Below are 19,797 nucleotides of genomic sequence, written 5' to 3' on the forward strand. Positions count from 1 at the left end.
GTTAGACTAGATGTGTCGATTTTAAGAATCCCGACTAAATTAGTCAAGTTATTTTTAGTAGACCTTAGTGGGATTTAATTTTTTCATAATGAAAGATTTAGATACTGAGCCAATTATACACTAATAACGTAATCAAAAGTATGCTACTCAGGCCAAAAACAATATTAATGCGCTTTTGACGGCGTTCGATCCGTTTCAGGCGGTTTTTATACTGTTTGACTTCTACTTGCAAGGTATTGATCTTGGAACGCTGCTCTTCAATTTTCTTTAAGAGTGGTGCTATACGCTTTTTGGACGCAATAATTTCCGTTTCATCAGTAGGTGTTTCAGACAGCCAGTGTTTCCAGTCGGCTAATACTTTTGGTAAGCTGAATACGGTTAATAAATCACGAAATTCGTCTTTCAAAACCTGATGACCATCAATGCGCATACTACGAATGCTACGACGATTGCCAAAAATAAAAATTTTGATCAGATCGGGAAGTGTGGTACGCACATCCAGATCTACAATGCGACCCGGTGCTTTATGGTCAAATAAAAGACCATTTGTGGTGAATTGCACATAAAAGTCGAAATATGGAATATAGCTATTGATTTTAATCGAGATATTTTCATCTACAAACTTTTTGGCTTGTAATGCAACGACACGATCATGCTTGAGAATGAAGGTAAATATTGTTTCTAAAACAATTAACGTCATCGTAAGCAACAAATGCGGTTGATTTTGACTTTGTTGCGATTCGCTCATATACAACCAATCCTTACCTGAAATATAAAGTGAAAAAGCTTCCTGCCTGTGAAGAGATTTCAGGGTTAAATCAAATTAGACTTGAAATAAATTGCTTTGTAGAACAGTTTAGCAAATCTATCAAGTACTAAATTTGCTATTATGCAGTGATTTTGTAGAATAATTTATAATAATTGAGCAGAAAACAAACAGGAGCCGTGCACATGGACAAGTCAAAAACAGCACAAGACTCAGCTGAAGCTTTAAACCAGAAAACAATGAAAGCCAAGTCCAAATCTGCCTCGGAGCGCAAATCGGCTCTTGATTTTCGTAAATATACCAAACAGATCTGGCTGGCTGGACTGGGAGCATTTTCACGTGCCGAAGAAGAAGGCAATAAACTGTTTGACTCACTGGTCAAGGTTGGAGAAGAACTGGAGTCTAAAACTGCAGATATTGCAGATCAAACTGTAGAAAAGGTCTCAGAAAAGGCCAAAGAGTCGGTCACAGAGACCAAAGATAAAGTAGAAAAGCTGATCGACAACTCTGTTCATCACTCATTGAATCGTATAGGATTAGTCACACTCAAGGATGTACAACATTTGGAACGTTTAATCCTTCAGTTACATGCCAAAGTTGATCAGTTGACTGCGGAACAAGAAAAAATGCAGGAAGAATTGTCGAAAAAAACACAAATAAAATGACTTTATTTATTATTCAATGTTTTTTTCGCATATTTTTTGAAAAAAAAGAGGTTCTTAAGTATTGCGTTTATACCTAAAGCATTGCTATAAAGGCGTTATGGCATGTTAAACAAATTCTTGAACCTTAAATAAACGATATTAAGAGGACGTAATCTTCATGAATAAATCAGAATTAATTGATGCAATTGCAGAGAAAGGGGGATTATCTAAGGCTGACGCAGGTAAAGCTTTAGATGCTACAATTGCTTCTGTTACTGAAGCTTTAAAAGCGGGTGATACAGTTACTTTGGTCGGTTTTGGTACTTTCGGTGTAAAAGAACGTGCTGCACGTACTGGCCGTAACCCACAGACTGGCGCTACTCTTGAGATCAAAGCAAGCAAAGTGCCTAGCTTCAAAGCGGGTAAAGGCTTAAAAGACGCTGTAGCTTAAGCTTACCCAGCGATGAAACGCGCCTTCTTTGGCGCGTTTTTTATTGATAAAATAAATTGTGATGATTAACACATTCATTCAATGGGTATTTTCGGTTAAAATCCTTTGCAAATAAAATATTGGAATACTTATGGAAGCTTTTCGTAAAGTTATTAAGGGTTGGTTGGGTAAAGTTTTACTCGTTCTGTTTTTGACCCCGTTAGCGCTTGTAGGTATTGAAGGATATTTTAGCGGCGGGAGCTCTGATGCGGCAAAATCCGTGAACGGAACTGAAATATCTCAAAAAGAATTAGAGTCACTGACGAAATCATTTAAAGAACAATATCTCAGTTATGCCAATGGCGATGAAACCTTGCTGAATCAAAGCTTCATTGACCAGAAAGCCATGGATACTTTGGTTTCACGTACCTTATTGCTACAACAGGCAGAAGAATTAGGCATCAGCCTGAGTGACCAGCAAATTGTACAGATGATTGCCCAGCAGCCGACTTTCCAGCAAGATGGTAAGTTCTCTGATGCTTTATATGAGAACTATCTTAAATCAATTGGCATGACCAATCGTGCTTTAGTCGAAAGTTTGCGTAAAGATCATGCGCTGAAAATGCTGTCTTCGACATTCCTGGACTATCCACTGGTGAGTCCGGTCGAAATGCAGCAAATTGCCGATTTACAGACTGAACAACGTCATATTCATATTTCCAGTATTAATCTGGATAGTTATAAACAAGATGTCAAAGTCAGCGATGCTGAAGTCGCTGCCTATTATGAACAGCACAAGGCATCGTTTACACAGCCGACCAGTGTCGATGTAGACTATGTGGTGTTGAAGCCAAGTGATATTCAAGCACAGGGTTTGGCAGTGACAGATGCTGAACTTCAGGAAGCGTATACAGCCTTTGTTGCGACACAAAAACAGGCAGTTAAACCAGAGGTGAAGCATATTTTGATTACGGCGGACAGTCGTAGTGATGCTGAAGCACAAAAACTGGCTGCAGAAGTGGCAGCGAAAATTAAAGCCGGTAACACTTTTGCACAGGCTGCAGCACAATATTCTGAAGATCCTGAATCCAAGTCTAAAGGCGGAGCAATTGCAGTCTATGAAACTGGCGTATTTGGTAGCACATTTGACCAGACTGTTAGCTCTTTAAAATCAGGTCAGGTCTCTGCTCCTGTGAAAACAGATTATGGCTATCATATTATTTCTGTGCAATCACCTGATGTGGCTGTGCCATCTTTTGAGTCACAAAAAGCACGTTTATCTGAAGAGGTTTTGGCTGCTAAAAAATCCAATGCATTCTCCGATACGGTGAATAGCTTGAATGATATGGTGGTGGGAAGTGATTCTCTGGAGGTTGTTACACAAGAAGTGAAAGGCGTGCAGGTTCAGAAAGCCCAAGGAGTAAAACTTTCAACCCGTGACCCAGTGTTGAGCGATGCCAACCTTAAAGTCAAACTGTTTAATGATGATGTCAAAAATGGTGATCGTAATGCTTCATCAAGCATTCAGTTGGCCAATGGTGATGTGGCCTGGATCAAGGTGCGTGACTATCATGCAGCTGGTGAACAAACACTGGCAGAAGCGAAACAGCGTGTTCAGGCTCAATTGATTGAAGACAAAGCCGCTGCTTTGGCAAAAGCAAAAATTCAGAAAGCTCTGGATGAGTTCAAAACCAAACCTGCTGCATCAGTCGCCAAAGGTGCTTTGATTTTTGAAGATGCTGGCGTGTATACCCGTGCTGAAGGTTTGCTAAAACGTGATGTACAACGTGCCGCTTTTAGTCTTCCGACACCAAAAGCAGGCCATTGGTCAGTGACCACAGCGAAAATGCCAAATGAGCTGGTCGTGGTTGCGGTATCAGAAGTAAAGAAAAACCCGGTGGATGTATTGAGTGCAGAGCAACGTAGTGAGTTGGTGAAGTTGTATCAGCAACTTCGTGGTCAGCAAGAATTTGATGACTATACGCGCTACCTGAAATCTCAGGCAAAAATCAAATAAGACGCTCTTAAATAAAAAAACCAGCCTGCGGGCTGGTTTTTTATGCTCTAGCCAAATGAGGGTTTAAGCACGAATAATCAGTTCATAACCGGTATATTTACGCATATTGATTACACCGGTATCCAGAATTAAATACTGACCTTTAATACCCTGTAATTTGCCACGAATCACCGGAGTTTTATCCAGATTATGTGATTTAATCTTTTCTGGATATTGCTCGACCGGATAAATAAACTCGCGTGCCAATTCCTGCTCAAGCACTTCAATATTTTCATTAAACTCAAGATTCTGATTAAATTCTTCACGAATGCTTTGAATTTTAGGTGCAAATTCTTCTAACAGCTGTTCACGGATTTCAATCAGATTCAGTGGTTCTGCTTCACCTTTGAGCAGCTTGCGCCAGTCTGTTTTGTCTGCGACCTGCGTACCAAACATGACTTCCAATTTGCCAGAGAGGCGACGTGAGCCAACTTTCATAATCGGCAGGGCTTGGGTTGCGCCCTGATCCAGCCAGCGGGTCGGCATTTGGCTGGTACGGGTAATCCCGACCTTTAATGCACTGGAATTGGCTAGATAGACAATATGCGGTTGAAAGCAGACATTCTGGGCAAATTCATCTTCGCGGCAAGTGCCTAAATGATAATGACAGGTTTCTGGCTTCATGATGCACATATCACATGAAGCATTGGTCTTAAAACATTTAAAACAGTGACCTTGCGAGAAAGATTTTGAGGTTTTATTGCCACAAGATACGCAATAAATTTTCCCTGTCCATTCAATCTCGATGTCTTGGCCCAAATTAAATGGAAGATCGATTTCTGCACGATCCAGAATTAATTTATACTCAACATTTGCCCGCTGTATCTGTTGATCAGTTACACTAAGGTCTTTGAGGCCGACATGCATTTTATGGCAAATGCCCTGAAGTTCCATAAAGATTACTCACTTAAATCATAAGGATGCAGTTATGGCTGAGCAGAATGTCATTACTTCAATGCTAGACGATTTCGCACAGGAACAGCCAATTCATACTGCTATTTGTATTGGGCAGGACTTAAGGCAAGTCCAGTTTCAGCCATCTATTCAATGGCACTATTTTAGCGTATCTGGCTTTTTAAATCTGCCTTTTCAGCAGCGTTATGACCTGGCTGTGGTAATGCTGGATACGATAGAAACCGAAAACTTGTCTGAACAGATCATGAGTCAAATCTTGGTGAAATTGCGTGATTTATTTGCTAAACGTCTGGTGGTGATCAGTCGGCTGCAAGATGAAAAACTATTGAGAGCTTTGGGATTTACCCAGCTGATTGACAAGACCACGCACGGGGCGGATTTTGCGCTGTGGCAGTTTAATATTTTAACCTATAAGCATGTGCCCGACTGGTTTAATTCCAAGTTCTGGGCCAATCCGGAAAACTGGGATAAATTTCGCTGGTAAGCCTATGCCTGCTTAATTGCAAATATTAACACAATCCTGCCTAGACAATATGAGGACAGACCGTATTCTGTAACTATGATGCATACAGGATATAGAGCATGACGAATCTGAGTAATATCGTGGAAATATTGGCCAAGCAGGCATTGGGTGGCGGGCAGTCTCAAAAGCGATCTTCACAGCAGGGTGGTCTGGCAGATATCCTGGGATCGGTATTGGGTCATTTGAATAAATCTCAGACTCAACAAGATCAGAGTCAACACAGTCAGAATCAGCAGAATCAAGCCGGCCAGCAGACCCGACAAAATGGTTTAGGTGCAATTTTAGGTTCAGTTCTCAGTCAGTTAGGTGGGGCAAATCGTCAAAGTACTGCTCAATCCCGTTCAGGATTGGGAGGAGGTTCGACTGGCAAAACCTTATTGATTGCGGTGCTACCTCTGGTACTGACCTGGATTCAAAAACAGGGTGGTTTACAGGGTGCATTGGATAAGCTTAAAGGACAGGGGTTGAATAGTCAGGTTGATGACTGGGTGTCGACTGGCCCGGGTGAAAATGCCAATGTTGATCCGCAGCAGGTACAAAATCTGTTTGATGATCAGGAAATTGAAGAAGTTGCACAGCAAACTCATGCGCCTAAACAGGATGTGTATAGTGCAATTTCACAAGTTTTGCCGCAGATTATTGACTCACTTACGCCACAGGGTGAACAGACCAGTAAGCAGGAAGCCAATAATGATATTCAAAATGTCTTGAATATGGTCTCAGGGCTTCTTAAAAAATAAATTCCATCATGTAAAAATCCCGATTTGAGTCGGGATTTTTAATGCTATGCAGACTTTAAAATCGCTAATCTAGGTTCAGGCTAAACAGCTGGTTAGACTCACAGATTTTTTTGGCAATATAATGAGATTTTCGGGTACGAATTAAAATAATTTGCGATTGAAAACCCAGTTCACCAAATTCCGGTTCTACCTGTACATAATGCAGTTGCCCATATTCATCTCGAACCCGCGCTTGAGCAGAAAATCCAGGGCGGGCATTGCCACTTGAAATCGTTGCCAGACGGCCGAGCAAATTGACATTATTCTTTTTATATTTGGGTGGAATGACCTGATCCAGGCAATGAATCATGAAAATCGTAAAAAAAGTGGCAATAATTAAAGCTGGAATAATCAGATAATAAGCGGGCAGAAACTCAAACTCCTGAGAATAGATCAGGAATTGTAAAACATAGCCAGCAAAGCTGAAATTCATCAGAAAGAAAAATACAATTAGGGTTTTGGAGAATTTGACATTCAACAGGTCTAATTGTTGAAAATTATAAGGTGAAATTTTTTGCAAAAATTTGCTGGATCTGAGTCCAAAATAGAAACCAATGGTTTTCACCACGCCGAATAAAATAATCGCCAATAAACTGAGATGAAAAGGCATCAGATTATAGTCTAGAAAAAATGCAGGCATGGTGAAGTCCGTTTTAGATCTTATTCTGTGAGGTAAATTCCACCATCAGAATGCACGGTAATTTCTACTTTTTCAAGTGACTGACCTTGGCAAGGCCCGGAAATACATTCACCGCTTTCTACCAAAAATAGTGCACCATGCGTTGAACATTCAATAAATTCCTGATCACGATCCAAAAACTGGTTTTCCAGAAATTCCAGCTCGACTTGCAAATGCGGACACAGGTTTTGATAGGCATAAAAAGCTCCATCGCGCTGGGTAATAAAAATAATATCCCCATTGTCCAGTTCAAAAGAGCGTGCTTCACGCTCTGGAACATCTTCGGTCATACAAATTTTAAACATTAAGCACATTCCTTCTGAAAGTCTTGTAATAATGCCGCATAGTCTTCAATCGCTAAACGTGGGCCAAATTGCGAAACCACCTGACTGGAAATTAAAATCGCCAGTTCAGCCGCAGTTTTAAGACCTAGGTTGGCATTCAAGGCATACAGGAAAGCCCCGGCAAATGCATCACCGGCACCATTCGCATCTACTGCAGTAACTTTGCGGCCAGGCACTTTAAATGTATTGTCGTGATCCGAAATAAGTGCACCCTCGGCTGACAATGTAATGACAACGTGTTGACTGAGTGTTTTTAATTTAACTAGAGCCGCGTCAATATTATCGGTCTCTGTATACATCAGGGCTTCTTGCTGGTTACACAGCAACAGGTCGACACCTTCTGCAATCATTTCATCCAGACCGGCACGCGCATATTGCACCATGGCAGGATCCGATAAAGTTAAAGCAATTTTAACTCCGTTAGCGTGGGCAATTGCACGTGCCTGTTTGACGGCATGGCGTGCTGTTTCAGAAGTCGATAAATAACCTTCGATATATAGCCATTTCGCAGTATTTAGCGCACTAAAATCAATTTGTTGATCCGTGAGTTCAGCAGTAATACCTAGATAAGTATGCATGGTACGTTCAGAATCAGGACTCACCAGAACCATACAAGTTCCCGTTACACCTTCGCTGATCGACTGGATTGTGGTCTGAATGCCTGCATCATTTAAACCTTTCAGATAGATTTGCCCCAGTTCATCATTACCAACACGGCAACCATAAAATGCAGAACCGCCAAGTGCAGAAAATGCCACGGTAGTGTTGGCTGCTGAACCGCCTGAAGCCTGACCCTTATAAACTTGAGTCGCTTGAAGATTTTGATAAAGTCTGGCCTGAGTATCACCATCTGTCAGCTGCATGGTGCCTTTTTGCAAGTGATGTGCAGTTAAAAAGTCGTCAGACACTTTAAATTCTTGGTCAATCAGCGCATTACCAATTGCAAAAAGATCAACATTTGCCATGTTCAAATATCACATTAAAAATGAAAGTGCCAAGTTTACACGATTGCTTGGGATTGCTGTAGTTTGCTGAATCATTTTCAAATATTTTCCAAAAATGCTGTATTTTATTCAGTGACTATCTTTGGTCTAAGATTTGACTTATTTTTATGCACTACGTTGCTGTAGCATTGATTTAAGCATCAAATTTTATTTATAAGGATATATCGCGTTCGACATGATGCTTTAAAGTCGTTCTGCGAAGATCATTCTTCACAATCATTTCAAATAGTGTGCGTATATGGATATTAAAATTGTAAAAGTTGAACAACTTCCTGACCAAGTCGAAACGCTAGCGACCCTTGCGCGTAAAGAAGGCTTAGATGTGTTGGATAAGTTAATTGAAGAATATCGCACCGGTAAAAACTGCTTTGCTCAAGCCAATGAACATTTACTGGTCGCGCATGATGGCAAAAAACTGATTGCCTGTGGTGGCCTAAACCAGCAATGGGGCGATAATGGCATTGAAGAGCGGATTGGTCGTGTGCGCCGTTTTTATGTCCATCCAAAATATCGGCTGCATGGGGTCGGTAAACAGCTTCTGGCTTATCTGGAACAGTTGGCAGCTCCGCATTATTCGGCCTTATGTCTGCAAACAGATACCCGACTGGCTGCCAGCTTCTATCAAAAACAGAATTATGTATTTGTGGAAAATAATCCAAGTTATAACTACTTCAAATATTTGATTTCGTGATCTTGCGGCTGTTGAGCCAGACTTAGCCAGTAAATTTGATGATTTAATTTTCAAATGATCAAGTTTACTTAATTCGATCAAAATCCTCGGTTTTCAACGTGAATAATTCAGATAACTAAAGCTATAATGTCCTTAGTTATTTTAATTAAAGCATTAGGAGATCGCATGACTGTAGATGTCACTGAAACCATTTCTCAAACTGTACATCCTGCGTTTCAGTTGTTACGTCAACAACATGTTGAAGCTTTAGACATTTTTGTGTCTGAATATAAACATAAAGTGACTGGTGCCACACATTATCATCTGGCGACCAATCACGATGAAAATGTCTTTCTGGTGGCGTTTCGTACCCAGCCGATGGATTCTAAAGGCGAAGCACATATTTTGGAACATACTGCATTATGCGGTTCAGAAAAGTTCCCGGTGCGTGATCCATTCTTCCTGATGATCCGCCGTTCATTGAACACCTTTATGAATGCCTTTACTGCGGCAGACTGGACGGCTTATCCATTTGCAACGCAAAACAGCAAAGATTTTCAAAACCTGCTTGAAGTGTATATGGACGCGGCATTTGCTGCGAACCTGAATCCACTGGATTTTGCTCAGGAAGGCATTCGCATTGAACTGGAAAATGGCGAGCCAGTCTATAAAGGCGTGGTCTTTAATGAAATGAAAGGGGCGATGAGTTCGCCTTCAGACCAGCTGTATCATACGCTGGCGCATCATTTATATCCGCATACCACGTATCATTATAATTCTGGTGGTGATCCTAAAGACATTCCTGACCTGACTTACCAAGAGTTAGTTGATTTCTATAAGTCACATTACCATCCAAGTAATGCAGTGTTCATGACCTTTGGCAATAAAACCGCTTTTGAATTACAAGAGCAGTTTGAAAATCTGGCATTGTCCAAATTTGAAAAAGGTCAGACTTTATATCCAACGCCTGAAACCCGTTTGACTGCACCATTGACCGTTACAGACAGCTATGCAGTCGATGCTGAAGATCTTCAGGACAAGACCTATCATGTGTTGTCATGGTTATTGCCTGAAGCCAGTGATATTAAACTGCGTTTGGGTATGCGTTTAGTCGAAGGGATTCTGCTTGAAGATTCTGCATCACCATTGCGTCATTATCTGGAAACCTGTGGTTATGCCCAGTCGACCGGTCCATTTATGGGCGTGGATGACTCTAATTTCGAGATGACTTTCTACTGTGCGGTGCAGGGTTCAAATCCTGAGCATGCAGAAGAATTTAAAAATGGTGTGTTCAAGGTGCTGGAAGATGTTGCCTCGAAACCGGTCGATCAGAACATGGTCGATGCAATCCTGCATCAGATTGAATTGCATCAGCGTGAAATCAATGGCGATGGCACGCCTTATGGTCTGAGCCTGATTCTGAGCGGTTTGGGCAGTGCGATTCATCACCGTGATCCGGTGGAAGTCTGGGATGTGGATTCCGCGATTGCTGCGGTGAAAGAAGAACTGCAAGATCCAATGTGGTTATCCAACCTGATTCAAGAGCATCTGCTGGATAATCCGCATCGTGTACAACTGACGCTGGTTCCGGATGCGACCAAATCTGCCAAAGAAGCGGCCGATGAAAAAGCCCGTCTGGCTGAAATTGGCAAGAATCTGACCGAAGAGCAGAAAGCAGACATTATTGCCCAGACTGAAGCATTGAATGTGCGTCAGGATACACCGGATGACTTGAACTTATTGCCAAAAGTCGGTCTGGAAGATGTACCTGCGGAATTACAGATTGTTCAGGGCCAGTTACGCGAGATTATCTGTAATCAGGTCGATACGCCGTTGAATCTGTATCATGCCGGTACCAATGGTATTTATTATCAACAGGTTTTAGTGAATATTCCAGATGAAGTGGTGCAGTCGCCATACTTCAACCTGCTTTCGATCCTGATGGGCGAAGTCGGTGCGGGTGAATATGATTATCTGGAATTCCAGCAACTGCAAACTGCGGTAAGTGGCGGTCTGGGTATGGGCGCATCGTTGCGCTCTAAAGTCGATGACAAAAACAAGATCACGGCTTGGCTGACACTGACCACCAAATCGCTGGTGAATCATTTAGATGCCATTCGTCTGTTAAAGATCGGTTTTGAACAGCTGCGTTTTGATGAAAAAGACCGTATTATTGAACTGTTACAACAGCGTAAAACACGTTGGCAGTCACGTGTTTCCGGTTCGGGGCATAGCTATGCGATGCAATCTGCATCTCGTCAGCACAGTGCCTTGGCATTGCGTGATTATCACAATACTGGTTTGGGTGCATTAAACTGGCTGATCGAGCTGGTCTCTAAAATTGAAAAAGATCCGGCTGAATATGATCTGCTGATTGACGAGTTAAAACGAATTCATCGTGTCTTGTTGCAAGCCCCGAAGCAGTTCCTGCTGGTGTGTGAAGAGCCGCAATCTGATAGCTTGATTGAAGAAATCCAGAATGTCTGGGACAAACTGGCGGTTGATCCTGCACCGGTTGCACTGACTCAAATCGAAAAAGTGACGCATGATCAGCATGAAGCCTGGTTAATTCAGGCCAATGTCCAGTTCTGCGCGGCTGCTTATCCGGCGGTCGAAGTGGCGCATCCTGATGCTGCTGCCTTGATGGTGCTGGCGGGTTATTTACGTAATGGCTTCCTGCACAGTGCAATCCGTGAAAAAGGTGGTGCTTATGGCGGTGGTGCCAGCTATGACGGCAATGCCTGTTCATTCCGTTTCTACAGCTACCGTGACCCGCGTCTGGCAGAAACCTTTCAGGACTTTGATGCCAGTATTCAGTGGTTACTCAATGCGCCGCAACAGCCGCATCAACTGGAAGAAGCGATTCTGGGTCTGATTGCCAGTATGGATAAACCGGGTTCACCAGCGGGCGAGGCAATCACTGCATGTTATGCCTATCTGCATCAGCGTACACCAGTATTCCGTAAGAAATTACGTGAACGTCTGTTAAATGTCACACTGGATGATTTAAAGCGTGTTGCACAAACTTATCTGCTTGAGCAGCAGGCTACTAAGGCAGTCGTGGCGCCAGTGGCAAAACGTGAAACGCTGGAGCAGCTTGGTTTTGTAATTCAACAAGTTCTATAAATAAAAAAATGAGGATAAGGGATGGCGCTTAATTCGTTTAGGCGCTCAACTCTGCAGCTGAGCGTTGTGCTGGGCTGTACAGTTGGGACGCAAGTGAATGCGGAAGAAAAAATAGTGGTGAATAGTCCCATGCCGGCAACGGCTGAAGCCTGTGCAGCACTGGAAATCAGTGCAGAACGTTTGGCCTGTTATGATAGCTTGTTCAAAATAGCGATTACCGATAAGCCGGTGATCGTTTCTGAACGTCGTGCAGCAGAAATTGCGCCTGAACCTGATAATTTAAAAGCCAAGATTGGACAAACCGTTTCCAATATTTATGCTTCTGAAGGATCAAAGCTGACACCAAATCTGTCTTTGCTGGATAGTCGCTGGGAATTGTCTCCGGAAAGTAAACTGGGTACCTGGAACATCCGTTCTTATCAGCCAATTTATCTGATGCCCGGTTTTTGGACTTCAAAGAAAAATGAATTACCCGAGAGTGAAAATCCCAACAATATAGAGACAGAGAAACAGAATCTCACCTCAACTGAAGCTAAGTTTCAACTGTCTTTAAAGACCAAGGCGGTTGAAAATATTCTGGGGAATAATGGGGATCTCTGGCTCGGTTATACTCAGTCTTCACGTTGGCAGGTCTATAACTCGGAAGAGTCACGTCCGTTTCGTGAAACCAATTATGAACCCGAAGCAAGTTTTGTTTTGCGTACCAATTATGACCTTTTTGGTCTTAACTGGCGTATGTTGGGACTAACCATTAATCATCAGTCCAATGGCCGTTCTGACCCGTTGTCGCGTAGCTGGAACCGCGTCATGCTGAATCTGGGCTTTGAAAAAGACAATTTTGCCCTGATGGTTCGCCCTTGGTATCGCTTTGAAGAGAATCGTGACGACGATAACAATCCCGAGATCAAGAACTATATTGGACGCGGCGACATGACGGCTTTTTATCGTCATAACGAGCATGATTTTTCCTTGATGCTGCGTCATACCTTAAAAGGCGGTGATGACAATCGTGGTGCAATCCAGTTTGACTGGTCATTCCCGATCAGTGGCCGTTTACGTGGTCAATTCCAGCTTTTTGATGGCTATGGCGAAAGTCTGATTGATTATAACCATCGTGCCACTTATGTGGGCTTGGGTGTTTCCTTAATGAACTGGTTCTAAGTTTCCAGGCTTCATCATTTTAGAATTAATATAAAAAAACCATGCTGTAGCATGGTTTTTTTATTGGGTGGTTTAACCAATCTGGATTTCTGAAGGCGGATGTTTGATTCGGCTCTTTTTCGGGGTAGCAATGAAATAAGCTAAAGTCAGTGGCCCTAAACGTCCTGCAAACATTAACAGCATCAAAATAATCAAACTGGCAGGTTGCAGTTCTTCGGTTATTCCTCGGGTCAAGCCGACCGTGCAGGCTGCTGACACGGCTTCAAACAACAGATCGAGAAAGTCATGTTCAGGTTCCAGAATTAATAAACTCATAAAGCCCATCACAATTAAGGCAGCTGTAATACAGACCACGGCCAGTGCCTTAAATGTGGTTTTTTCGGGAATAGAATGATTAAACAGACGGATTTCATCTTCACGTCTTAAAAAACTGATTACGCTAATTAATACAATAATAAACGTGCCGACTTTAATTCCGCCCGCCGTACTTAAGGAGCCGCCGCCAATAAACATCAGAAACATGGTGACGAGGGTCGATGCATCACTCATTTGCTCCATCGGTAAGCTATTAAAGCCTGAAGAGCGGGGAACAGTGGCATGGAACCAGGCATTCACGGCTTGATCGCCTAGACTCATCAGGCCCAGAGTTTGCGGATTAGAGGCTTCGAGTAGCCATAGTACAATAAACGCACTCAGATTGAGCCCCAGAATCGTCGAAAGAATGAGCTTGCTATTGGTACTTAACTTGCGCCAGCGTCTATGTTGCTTGACATCCATCAGCACCAGAAAACCGATACCACCAATGATATACAGCATACTAATGGTAAAGGTGATCAGATACTGCCCTGAAAAGCTCATCAAGCTATTTGGGAAAAGCGAAAATCCACCATTATTGAACGCTGAAACACTATAAAAGGCAGCATAAAAGAGTGCTTCACTGAACGGATATTCCCTGAGCCAAGACAAGGTCAGAATCAGCGTACCGATAGCTTCAAAAAACAGGGAATATAAAAATACCGCTTTAATGGTAAAACTGACTTTTTTCAGGCTGGTCTGGCCAATCGATTCCTGTGCCATGACTTGCTGTTTGAGTCCCATCTTGGGTGCCAGACTCATCACTGCCAGAATGGCAAAGGTCATAAAACCCAATCCACCGCATTGCAGCAGAAACATAATGACAACCTGGCCAAATACCGTATAGGCTTCACCGACATTCACTACGGACAGTCCGGTAATGGTCACCGCAGAAGTAGCCGTGAAAATGGCTTGCAACCAGCTGATATCACCCTGATGGGCAATAGGTAACATCAGTAGCAGTGAACCGATCAGGATTAATCCGAGAAATCCTAAAGCCAGTAAGCTTGGAGGGCTGAGATTAATGGTTCTATGTTGCTTTAAGTCAGAACTTCTCATAGCGCTTTAAAATATCTGGCGAGATGGCGTAAAGGCTCCAGTAATCCTTCAACCACAAGAATATCGCCTTCCTGCAGAATCAGGTCGGATGCGACCTGGTATTGCACCACTGATCCGCGCTTATGTAATAAGGTGGTGATTTCAGGGGCGTGCTTCATCAGTTGGTTGAGCGGCGTAGCATGATGATCGGCATGAATCTCAATTTTGACAATATAATGATCATCTTCCAGTGCCATATAACGACTGACCATCGGGTAGCTTAAAGACTGAGCCACACGCACGCCCATATCTTCTTCAGGATGAATGATTTTCTCGACATTGAGATGGGTCAGAATCATGTGATGGGATTTTGATTTCGCTTTCGCCCATATTTTCTTGACACCCATATTTTTCAGGTGCAATACACACAGAATACTGGCTTCAATATCTTCTCCGATCGCCACGACTACGGCATCACAACGCTGCACATTCAGTTCATCCAGCACATGCTCATCGGTTGCATCGGCAATTACAGCATGGGTCAGTTGATCAGAAATATTTTCTACATATTTTTTATTCAGATCGATTCCGATCACTTCATGATTCAGACTGATCAGTTGCGTGGCCACAGTCGCACCAAAACTACCCAGCCCAATCACTGCAAATAATGCCATGAATATTGTCCTAACTATTTTTATTACATCTCAATTTTAGTGTAAGAGAATTTCGTAAAAATTGCGCTGCTATTCAGCAAGCTATGCCGAGATAAATAGTATGATCATGATTTTGAGTTGCACATAAAAAACCGCCTCGAAAGGCGGTCTATATTTTAACAATTACTTCAGGAAGCGCTGATAGCCCAGATTATTGGTAATTTCCTGATATGGATAGGTAATGGTTTCAAGGGTTTCAATCAAGCCATCCGGATTCTGCTGCGCATCGGTCGCCTCCAGACCCACCAGAACACGCCCTTCCGCAGCGCCGTGGTTACGGTAATGGAACAGGGTAATGTTATGTGTTGGGCCAAGACGTTCCAGGAACATTAATAAAGCACCAGGACGTTCTGGAAATTCCACCCGGAACAGGCGTTCATTTTCAATATCGGCATGACCACCAATCAGGTAACGAATATGCAGTTTTGCCACTTCATCATCAGACAGGTCATCGACGTCATACTGGAATTTTAGCGTTTCATAAATTTCCTGACGTTCTTTTTCACCATTTTTTAAGCTGATCCCAACAAATACTTGAGCAGCAGAGACATCACTGGCACGGTAATTAAATTCGGTAATATTGCGACCTTGCAAAGCGCGACAGAAGTTGAGGAATGAACCTTTCTGTTCTGGAATCGTCACGGCAAAAATCGCTTCTTTACGTTCACCGAGTTCGGTACGTTCGGCGATATAACGCAAACGGTCGAAATTCATGTTGGCGCCGCACACAATCGACACCATATTTTTACCTTCGATTTTATGTTCTTCGACATATTTTTTAATGCCGGCCAATGCCATAGCACCTGAGGGTTCGACAATGCTGCGGCATTCGTCATAAGTATCTTTAATGGCTGCACAAATTTCGTCAGTATTGACCAGTACCACATGTGGTTCTACGATCGGGCCAGAATTATCTGACTTTTGCAGGCGAATCACTTCAAATGGTTTTTCACCAATTTGTGCGACGGCTGTACCGTCAGCGAATAAACCCACAGAAGGTAAAATGACACGTTCATTGGCCTCTAAAGCTGCTTTTAAGCATGCAGATTCGTCATATTCCACCGGAATGACTTTGACATGCGGGGCAACATCACCCAGGTAGGCTGCCACACCTGCGATCAGGCCACCGCCACCTACCGCTACAAATACATAATCGACATCACGCCATTGACGCAGAATTTCATTGGCAATGGTACCTTGACCCGCCATCACCAGCTCATCATCATAAGGCGGAATAAAAGTCATGCCATCTTCTTGAGCACGTTGAATTGCATATTTGTTGGCAACGTCGAATGAGTCACCATGTAAAACAACTTCACCCCCAAGGCGTTTTACCGCTTGGACTTTAATATCTGGTGTTGTTTTTGGCATTACGATAATGGCGCGAATACCCAATTTTTTACCCGATAATGCCACGCCTTGCGCATGGTTGCCTGCTGAAGCTGTGATGACACCACGTTCCAGTTGAGATTTCGGCAATTGACTAATGCGGTTATAAGCACCACGTAATTTGAATGAAAAAACCGGTTGTAAATCTTCACGTTTAAAGCGGATGTTATTATTGAGTCGTTCGCTAATTCGTGGTGCTGCTTCGAGTGGAGTTTCGATTGCAACATCGTAGACCGTTGCTTGTAATATTTGTCGAACCAAACGAGACAGCATGTTAATTTTCCATCTAACAGTTTAAAATAGGCGCTTATTGTAACAAACCATACGGCTTTGCGGTTCGAAAATACTGCAAAAGTCCAAAATAGTTGAGTGAAGCCATGAGTCTATATGCAACCCAAGATGAGAAAAAACAAGCAGCGGCCCGTGCTGCTCTGAAACACTTACCAAAAGGCGGCATTTTAGGCGTAGGTACCGGAAGTACGGTTAACTTTTTAATCGATTTATTGCCAGAACTTCAGTTAGAAGCGGCTGTGGCAAGTTCTGAAGCAACGGCGCAACGTCTTAAGAAGTTAGGCATTGAAGTGGTCGATATGAACTCTGTCGGCGGACTAGATGCTTATGTCGACGGCGCAGATGAAATTGATCGTCATTTGCATATGATCAAAGGTGGTGGTGCAGCACTGACACGTGAAAAAATTGTGGCATCGATTGCGAAAAAATTTGTGTGTATCGTGGATGATTCAAAATGGGTCGGACAATTGGGACACGATTTCCCACTGCCAGTTGAAGTAATTCCTATGGCACGTTCTGCGGTTGCACGTAAAATTGTCTCTCTGGGCGGTGATCCTGCATATCGTGAAGGTGTCGTGACTGACAATGGTAATGTGATTTTAGATGTGCATAATCTGAATATCTTAAATGCACTCGAGCTTGAAAAAACGCTTAACAATATTCCTGGCGTGGTCTGTAACGGAATTTTTGCGATTAATAAAGCGGACATCGCAATTGTGGCAACCAATGACGGTATTGAAGAACGTACTGCGGTTTAATCCTTTAATTTTATAAATTAAATTCCCCTAAATCTCCCTGAGCGAAGTTTTAAAGCACTGCTTTAGAACAAGTGCAAGAAGGGAGACTTTTAAAAGCCCCTCTTTGAAAAAGGAGGGTTAGGGAGGATTAAAAATAAAATCAATAAAATATGACCCCAAACCTCCCTGAAATCCAAATTACTCGAAAATTACGCGCAACACGCTTGAGACTGCGTGTAGAGCCGACGCAAATTAAATTAACTGTGCCGCAGTTTTGCACACAGCGCCAAGTTCAAGAATTTTTAAAACAATCAGAACAATGGCTGATTAAAACCTGGCAATCGCAGCAGGAAAAATTCCAAAAAATAGACCGAACGCTACCAACTGAGCTGCAGCTGTTTAATTTAAACGTACCAGTTCAGATTCATTATCAAAGCCAGAAACATAACTTTGTTTTCGATTCTGAGAAGTTACAGCTCTGTGTCAGTGATCGACATCCTGAAGAATATTTAAAAGCCTTTGTCATCAGCTATGCCAAAGAACAGCTTCCCCTATATTTAAATCTTGTCTCACAGCAATGCAATCTGCCTTTTAAAAAGTGCAATATTCGCCAACCCAAAACCCGCTGGGGCAGTTGTTCTGCTCAGCATGACATTATGCTGAATAGTGCTTTGGTGCTATTTCCCGAAAAAATTACCCGTTATGTCGCGGTACATGAACTGGCACATACCCAATATTTTGATCATAGTTCACTTTTTTGGGCGGAAGTTCAGAAACATGATGCAAATTTTCAACAGCATCGGAAAATGCTAAAAAATACGCCGTTGCCATATTGGTGGGAAGCTTAAAATTGAACTGAATAGAGAATGAGAGGGAAATAAAGGCTTAAAATAGCCTAAGCAATATAGATATTACTTTTCCATCTCTCTTTAATTTTGAAATTGGGTTCAGTACTTATAAAAAACCAGTAATCCCCGCTGAAACAGTTTAGAAAACCTCAACTTCCTGTCATACTACGCAGTTACGAAATGGAAACTTTGATTTGAGGTAGTGATCGTGATTACTGTTGGTATTGTCGGTGGTACAGGTTATACAGGCGTTGAATTGTTGCGTCTTTTGCTACGACACCCAAATGTACAGGTGAATGTACTAACATCACGTACCGAAAATGGTCGCCGTGTAGATGACATGTTCCCAAGTTTACGCGGACATACCGATCTTCAATATTCAGATTTAAATATCGATGAACTTAAAAAATGTGATGTCGTGTTTTTTGCAACGCCGCATGGTGTTGCAATGAAACATGCCGAAGCGCTTGTGGCTGCAAAGACCAAAGTCATTGACCTGGCGGCAGATTTCCGTTTACAAGATCTGCAACAGTTTGAAAAATGGTATGGCATGCAACATGCTTGTCCAGAACTGTTAAAAGACTCTGTTTACGGTTTATCTGAATTGAATCGTGAACAAATTAAACAGGCCAATGTAGTTGGAAACCCGGGTTGTTATCCAACCACGGTTCAGTTGGGGCTGGCGCCAGTATTAACATCAAGTGACGCACTAGTGAAACCTGAAAGCATTATTATTGATGCGAAATCAGGTGTGTCGGGTGCAGGTCGTAAAGCAAGCTTGGGCGGCATCTATACTGAAAATGCCGATAACTTTAAAGCCTATGGCGTAGCAGGTCACCGCCATCATCCTGAAATTGTCGAAGCTCTGGAAAATATCTCAGGTCAAAAAGATGTGTTTGATCACATTTTATTTGTTCCGCATTTGGTGCCAATGATCCGTGGTATGTTGTCGACCATCTACATCGATCTCACTGAAGCAGGACAAGCAGCAGATTTACAGGCATTGTATGAACAGTTCTATGCCAATGAAACTTTTGTCGATGTCATGCCAGCAGGCAGCTCACCAGAAACCCGTTCAGTGCGTGGTGCCAATCAGTTGCGTATAGCCTTGTACAAGCCGCAACCGACCAAGCTGGTAGTCCTGGTTGTACAGGATAACTTGGTGAAAGGTGCAGCAGGTCAGGCCGTACAAAACATGAACCTGATGTTCGGATTTGCCGAAGATGCTGGCTTAAATAATATTGGTTTATTACCATAAGAAACGTATTAGAACTTCACACACATTTAGATTTGGATTTAAATGTGTGTCTTGAATAAAGCAAACAAGAGA

Annotated in this window: 19 protein-coding genes; 11 read left to right on the forward strand and 8 right to left on the reverse strand. The window is 42.6% G+C overall.

Features of this window, described 5'->3' with window-relative positions; translation table 11 throughout:
- Positions 1–97 precede the first annotated feature (97 nt).
- Complete coding sequence (locus tag LOZ91_RS10830) at positions 98–748, reverse strand: hypothetical protein (RefSeq protein WP_005171121.1); 651 nt, start codon at positions 746–748, stop codon at positions 98–100.
- 203 nt (positions 749–951) lie between these two features.
- Here LOZ91_RS10830 and LOZ91_RS10835 point away from each other — a divergent pair, with 203 nt between their 5' ends.
- The 3 genes from LOZ91_RS10835 (at position 952) to LOZ91_RS10845 (ending at position 3,857) form a co-directional block, all read left to right on the forward strand.
- Positions 952–1,431, forward strand: coding sequence for a phasin family protein (locus LOZ91_RS10835; RefSeq protein WP_005096772.1), 480 nt, complete (start codon positions 952–954; stop codon positions 1,429–1,431).
- A gap of 157 nt (positions 1,432–1,588) precedes the next feature.
- A complete protein-coding gene (locus LOZ91_RS10840) occupies positions 1,589–1,861 on the forward strand; it encodes an HU family DNA-binding protein (protein ID WP_004786051.1) in 273 nt (90 codons plus the stop codon).
- Positions 1,862–1,991: 130 nt separating this feature from the next.
- Positions 1,992–3,857, forward strand: a complete 1,866-nt coding sequence (locus LOZ91_RS10845; RefSeq protein ID WP_244783189.1) for a SurA N-terminal domain-containing protein — start codon at positions 1,992–1,994, stop codon at positions 3,855–3,857.
- A gap of 63 nt (positions 3,858–3,920) precedes the next feature.
- Here LOZ91_RS10845 and LOZ91_RS10850 read toward each other — a convergent pair whose 3' ends face one another.
- Positions 3,921–4,790 (reverse strand): DUF2797 domain-containing protein, encoded by an 870-nt coding sequence (locus LOZ91_RS10850; protein ID WP_180000903.1) that lies wholly within the window; start codon positions 4,788–4,790, stop codon positions 3,921–3,923.
- 34 nt (positions 4,791–4,824) lie between these two features.
- Here LOZ91_RS10850 and LOZ91_RS10855 point away from each other — a divergent pair, with 34 nt between their 5' ends.
- Both LOZ91_RS10855 and LOZ91_RS10860 read left to right on the forward strand, forming a co-directional pair.
- Positions 4,825–5,295, forward strand: a complete 471-nt coding sequence (locus LOZ91_RS10855) for a DUF6231 family protein (RefSeq protein WP_074382836.1) — start codon at positions 4,825–4,827, stop codon at positions 5,293–5,295.
- Between the two features lie 98 nt (positions 5,296–5,393).
- On the forward strand, positions 5,394–6,074 hold the full coding sequence (locus tag LOZ91_RS10860) for a YidB family protein (RefSeq protein WP_180085318.1): 681 nt from the start codon (positions 5,394–5,396) through the stop codon (positions 6,072–6,074).
- 64 nt (positions 6,075–6,138) lie between these two features.
- Here LOZ91_RS10860 and LOZ91_RS10865 read toward each other — a convergent pair whose 3' ends face one another.
- Genes LOZ91_RS10865 through LOZ91_RS10875 form a run of 3 tightly spaced genes read right to left on the reverse strand, consistent with a single transcriptional unit; the run spans position 6,139 to position 8,101 of the window.
- Entirely contained in the window at positions 6,139–6,753 is a 615-nt protein-coding gene (locus LOZ91_RS10865) for an OB-fold-containig protein (protein ID WP_179999938.1), read from the reverse strand.
- Positions 6,754–6,773: 20 nt separating this feature from the next.
- Positions 6,774–7,082, reverse strand: coding sequence for a Rieske (2Fe-2S) protein (locus tag LOZ91_RS10870; RefSeq protein WP_171063348.1), 309 nt, complete (start codon positions 7,080–7,082; stop codon positions 6,774–6,776).
- A gap of 14 nt (positions 7,083–7,096) precedes the next feature.
- Entirely contained in the window at positions 7,097–8,101 is a 1,005-nt protein-coding gene (locus LOZ91_RS10875; protein WP_074382835.1) for an adenosine kinase, read from the reverse strand.
- Between the two features lie 277 nt (positions 8,102–8,378).
- On the opposite strand from LOZ91_RS10875, the gene LOZ91_RS10880 reads away from it, so the two are divergent.
- The 3 genes from LOZ91_RS10880 to LOZ91_RS10890 all read left to right on the forward strand — a co-directional run bounded on the left by LOZ91_RS10880 (position 8,379) and on the right by LOZ91_RS10890 (position 13,097).
- The gene (locus LOZ91_RS10880) at positions 8,379–8,831 is read left to right on the forward strand and encodes a GNAT family N-acetyltransferase (protein WP_005096782.1); all 453 of its coding nucleotides are present in this window, start codon (positions 8,379–8,381) and stop codon (positions 8,829–8,831) included.
- 165 nt (positions 8,832–8,996) lie between these two features.
- Positions 8,997–11,936 (forward strand): insulinase family protein, encoded by a 2,940-nt coding sequence (locus tag LOZ91_RS10885; protein ID WP_244783190.1) that lies wholly within the window; start codon positions 8,997–8,999, stop codon positions 11,934–11,936.
- Positions 11,937–11,957: 21 nt separating this feature from the next.
- Complete coding sequence (locus tag LOZ91_RS10890; protein ID WP_244783191.1) at positions 11,958–13,097, forward strand: phospholipase A; 1,140 nt, start codon at positions 11,958–11,960, stop codon at positions 13,095–13,097.
- Positions 13,098–13,169: 72 nt separating this feature from the next.
- On the opposite strand, the gene LOZ91_RS10895 is transcribed toward LOZ91_RS10890, so the two are convergent.
- The 3 genes from LOZ91_RS10895 to ilvA all read right to left on the reverse strand — a co-directional run bounded on the left by LOZ91_RS10895 (position 13,170) and on the right by ilvA (position 16,864).
- Positions 13,170–14,510, reverse strand: coding sequence for a TrkH family potassium uptake protein (locus LOZ91_RS10895; protein ID WP_180085323.1), 1,341 nt, complete (start codon positions 14,508–14,510; stop codon positions 13,170–13,172).
- Complete coding sequence (locus tag LOZ91_RS10900; protein ID WP_244783192.1) at positions 14,507–15,163, reverse strand: TrkA family potassium uptake protein; 657 nt, start codon at positions 15,161–15,163, stop codon at positions 14,507–14,509. The genes LOZ91_RS10895 and LOZ91_RS10900 overlap by 4 nt, the downstream gene beginning before the upstream one ends.
- Before the next feature lie 162 nt (positions 15,164–15,325).
- Entirely contained in the window at positions 15,326–16,864 is a 1,539-nt protein-coding gene (gene ilvA / locus LOZ91_RS10905) for a threonine ammonia-lyase, biosynthetic (protein ID WP_005171103.1), read from the reverse strand.
- A gap of 104 nt (positions 16,865–16,968) precedes the next feature.
- Between ilvA and rpiA the strand changes: the two genes are divergently transcribed.
- The 3 genes from rpiA to argC all read left to right on the forward strand — a co-directional run bounded on the left by rpiA (position 16,969) and on the right by argC (position 19,725).
- Complete coding sequence (gene rpiA, locus LOZ91_RS10910) at positions 16,969–17,640, forward strand: ribose-5-phosphate isomerase RpiA (RefSeq protein ID WP_005096791.1); 672 nt, start codon at positions 16,969–16,971, stop codon at positions 17,638–17,640.
- Between the two features lie 149 nt (positions 17,641–17,789).
- Positions 17,790–18,467: a SprT family zinc-dependent metalloprotease gene (locus LOZ91_RS10915; RefSeq protein WP_244783193.1), complete on the forward strand. Its 678-nt coding sequence runs from the start codon at positions 17,790–17,792 to the stop codon at positions 18,465–18,467.
- 202 nt (positions 18,468–18,669) lie between these two features.
- On the forward strand, positions 18,670–19,725 hold the full coding sequence (gene argC, locus LOZ91_RS10920; protein ID WP_171063327.1) for an N-acetyl-gamma-glutamyl-phosphate reductase: 1,056 nt from the start codon (positions 18,670–18,672) through the stop codon (positions 19,723–19,725).
- Positions 19,726–19,797 lie beyond the last annotated feature (72 nt).

Source organism: Acinetobacter sp. F-1, assembly GCF_022869025.1.
GTDB classification, from domain to species: Bacteria; Pseudomonadota; Gammaproteobacteria; order Pseudomonadales; family Moraxellaceae; genus Acinetobacter; species Acinetobacter pseudolwoffii.

Bases quoted from the DNA above. Each gene is read 5' to 3' on its own strand.
- LOZ91_RS10870 (WP_171063348.1), bottom strand. From the start codon at position 7,082: ATGACCGAAGATGTTCCAGAGCGTGAAGCACGCTCTTTTGAACTGGAC.
- LOZ91_RS10845 (WP_244783189.1), top strand. From the start codon at position 1,992: ATGGAAGCTTTTCGTAAAGTTATTAAGGGTTGGTTGGGTAAAGTTTTA.
- LOZ91_RS10850 (WP_180000903.1), bottom strand. From the start codon at position 4,790: ATGGAACTTCAGGGCATTTGCCATAAAATGCATGTCGGCCTCAAAGAC.
- LOZ91_RS10915 (WP_244783193.1), top strand. From the start codon at position 17,790: ATGACCCCAAACCTCCCTGAAATCCAAATTACTCGAAAATTACGCGCA.
- LOZ91_RS10900 (WP_244783192.1), bottom strand. From the start codon at position 15,163: ATGGCATTATTTGCAGTGATTGGGCTGGGTAGTTTTGGTGCGACTGTG.
- rpiA (WP_005096791.1), top strand. From the start codon at position 16,969: ATGAGTCTATATGCAACCCAAGATGAGAAAAAACAAGCAGCGGCCCGT.
- LOZ91_RS10830 (WP_005171121.1), bottom strand. From the start codon at position 748: ATGAGCGAATCGCAACAAAGTCAAAATCAACCGCATTTGTTGCTTACG.
- LOZ91_RS10890 (WP_244783191.1), top strand. From the start codon at position 11,958: ATGGCGCTTAATTCGTTTAGGCGCTCAACTCTGCAGCTGAGCGTTGTG.
- LOZ91_RS10840 (WP_004786051.1), top strand. From the start codon at position 1,589: ATGAATAAATCAGAATTAATTGATGCAATTGCAGAGAAAGGGGGATTA.
- LOZ91_RS10880 (WP_005096782.1), top strand. From the start codon at position 8,379: ATGGATATTAAAATTGTAAAAGTTGAACAACTTCCTGACCAAGTCGAA.
- LOZ91_RS10835 (WP_005096772.1), top strand. From the start codon at position 952: ATGGACAAGTCAAAAACAGCACAAGACTCAGCTGAAGCTTTAAACCAG.
- ilvA (WP_005171103.1), bottom strand. From the start codon at position 16,864: ATGCTGTCTCGTTTGGTTCGACAAATATTACAAGCAACGGTCTACGAT.
- LOZ91_RS10885 (WP_244783190.1), top strand. From the start codon at position 8,997: ATGACTGTAGATGTCACTGAAACCATTTCTCAAACTGTACATCCTGCG.
- LOZ91_RS10875 (WP_074382835.1), bottom strand. From the start codon at position 8,101: ATGGCAAATGTTGATCTTTTTGCAATTGGTAATGCGCTGATTGACCAA.
- LOZ91_RS10895 (WP_180085323.1), bottom strand. From the start codon at position 14,510: ATGAGAAGTTCTGACTTAAAGCAACATAGAACCATTAATCTCAGCCCT.
- LOZ91_RS10860 (WP_180085318.1), top strand. From the start codon at position 5,394: ATGACGAATCTGAGTAATATCGTGGAAATATTGGCCAAGCAGGCATTG.
- LOZ91_RS10865 (WP_179999938.1), bottom strand. From the start codon at position 6,753: ATGCCTGCATTTTTTCTAGACTATAATCTGATGCCTTTTCATCTCAGT.
- LOZ91_RS10855 (WP_074382836.1), top strand. From the start codon at position 4,825: ATGGCTGAGCAGAATGTCATTACTTCAATGCTAGACGATTTCGCACAG.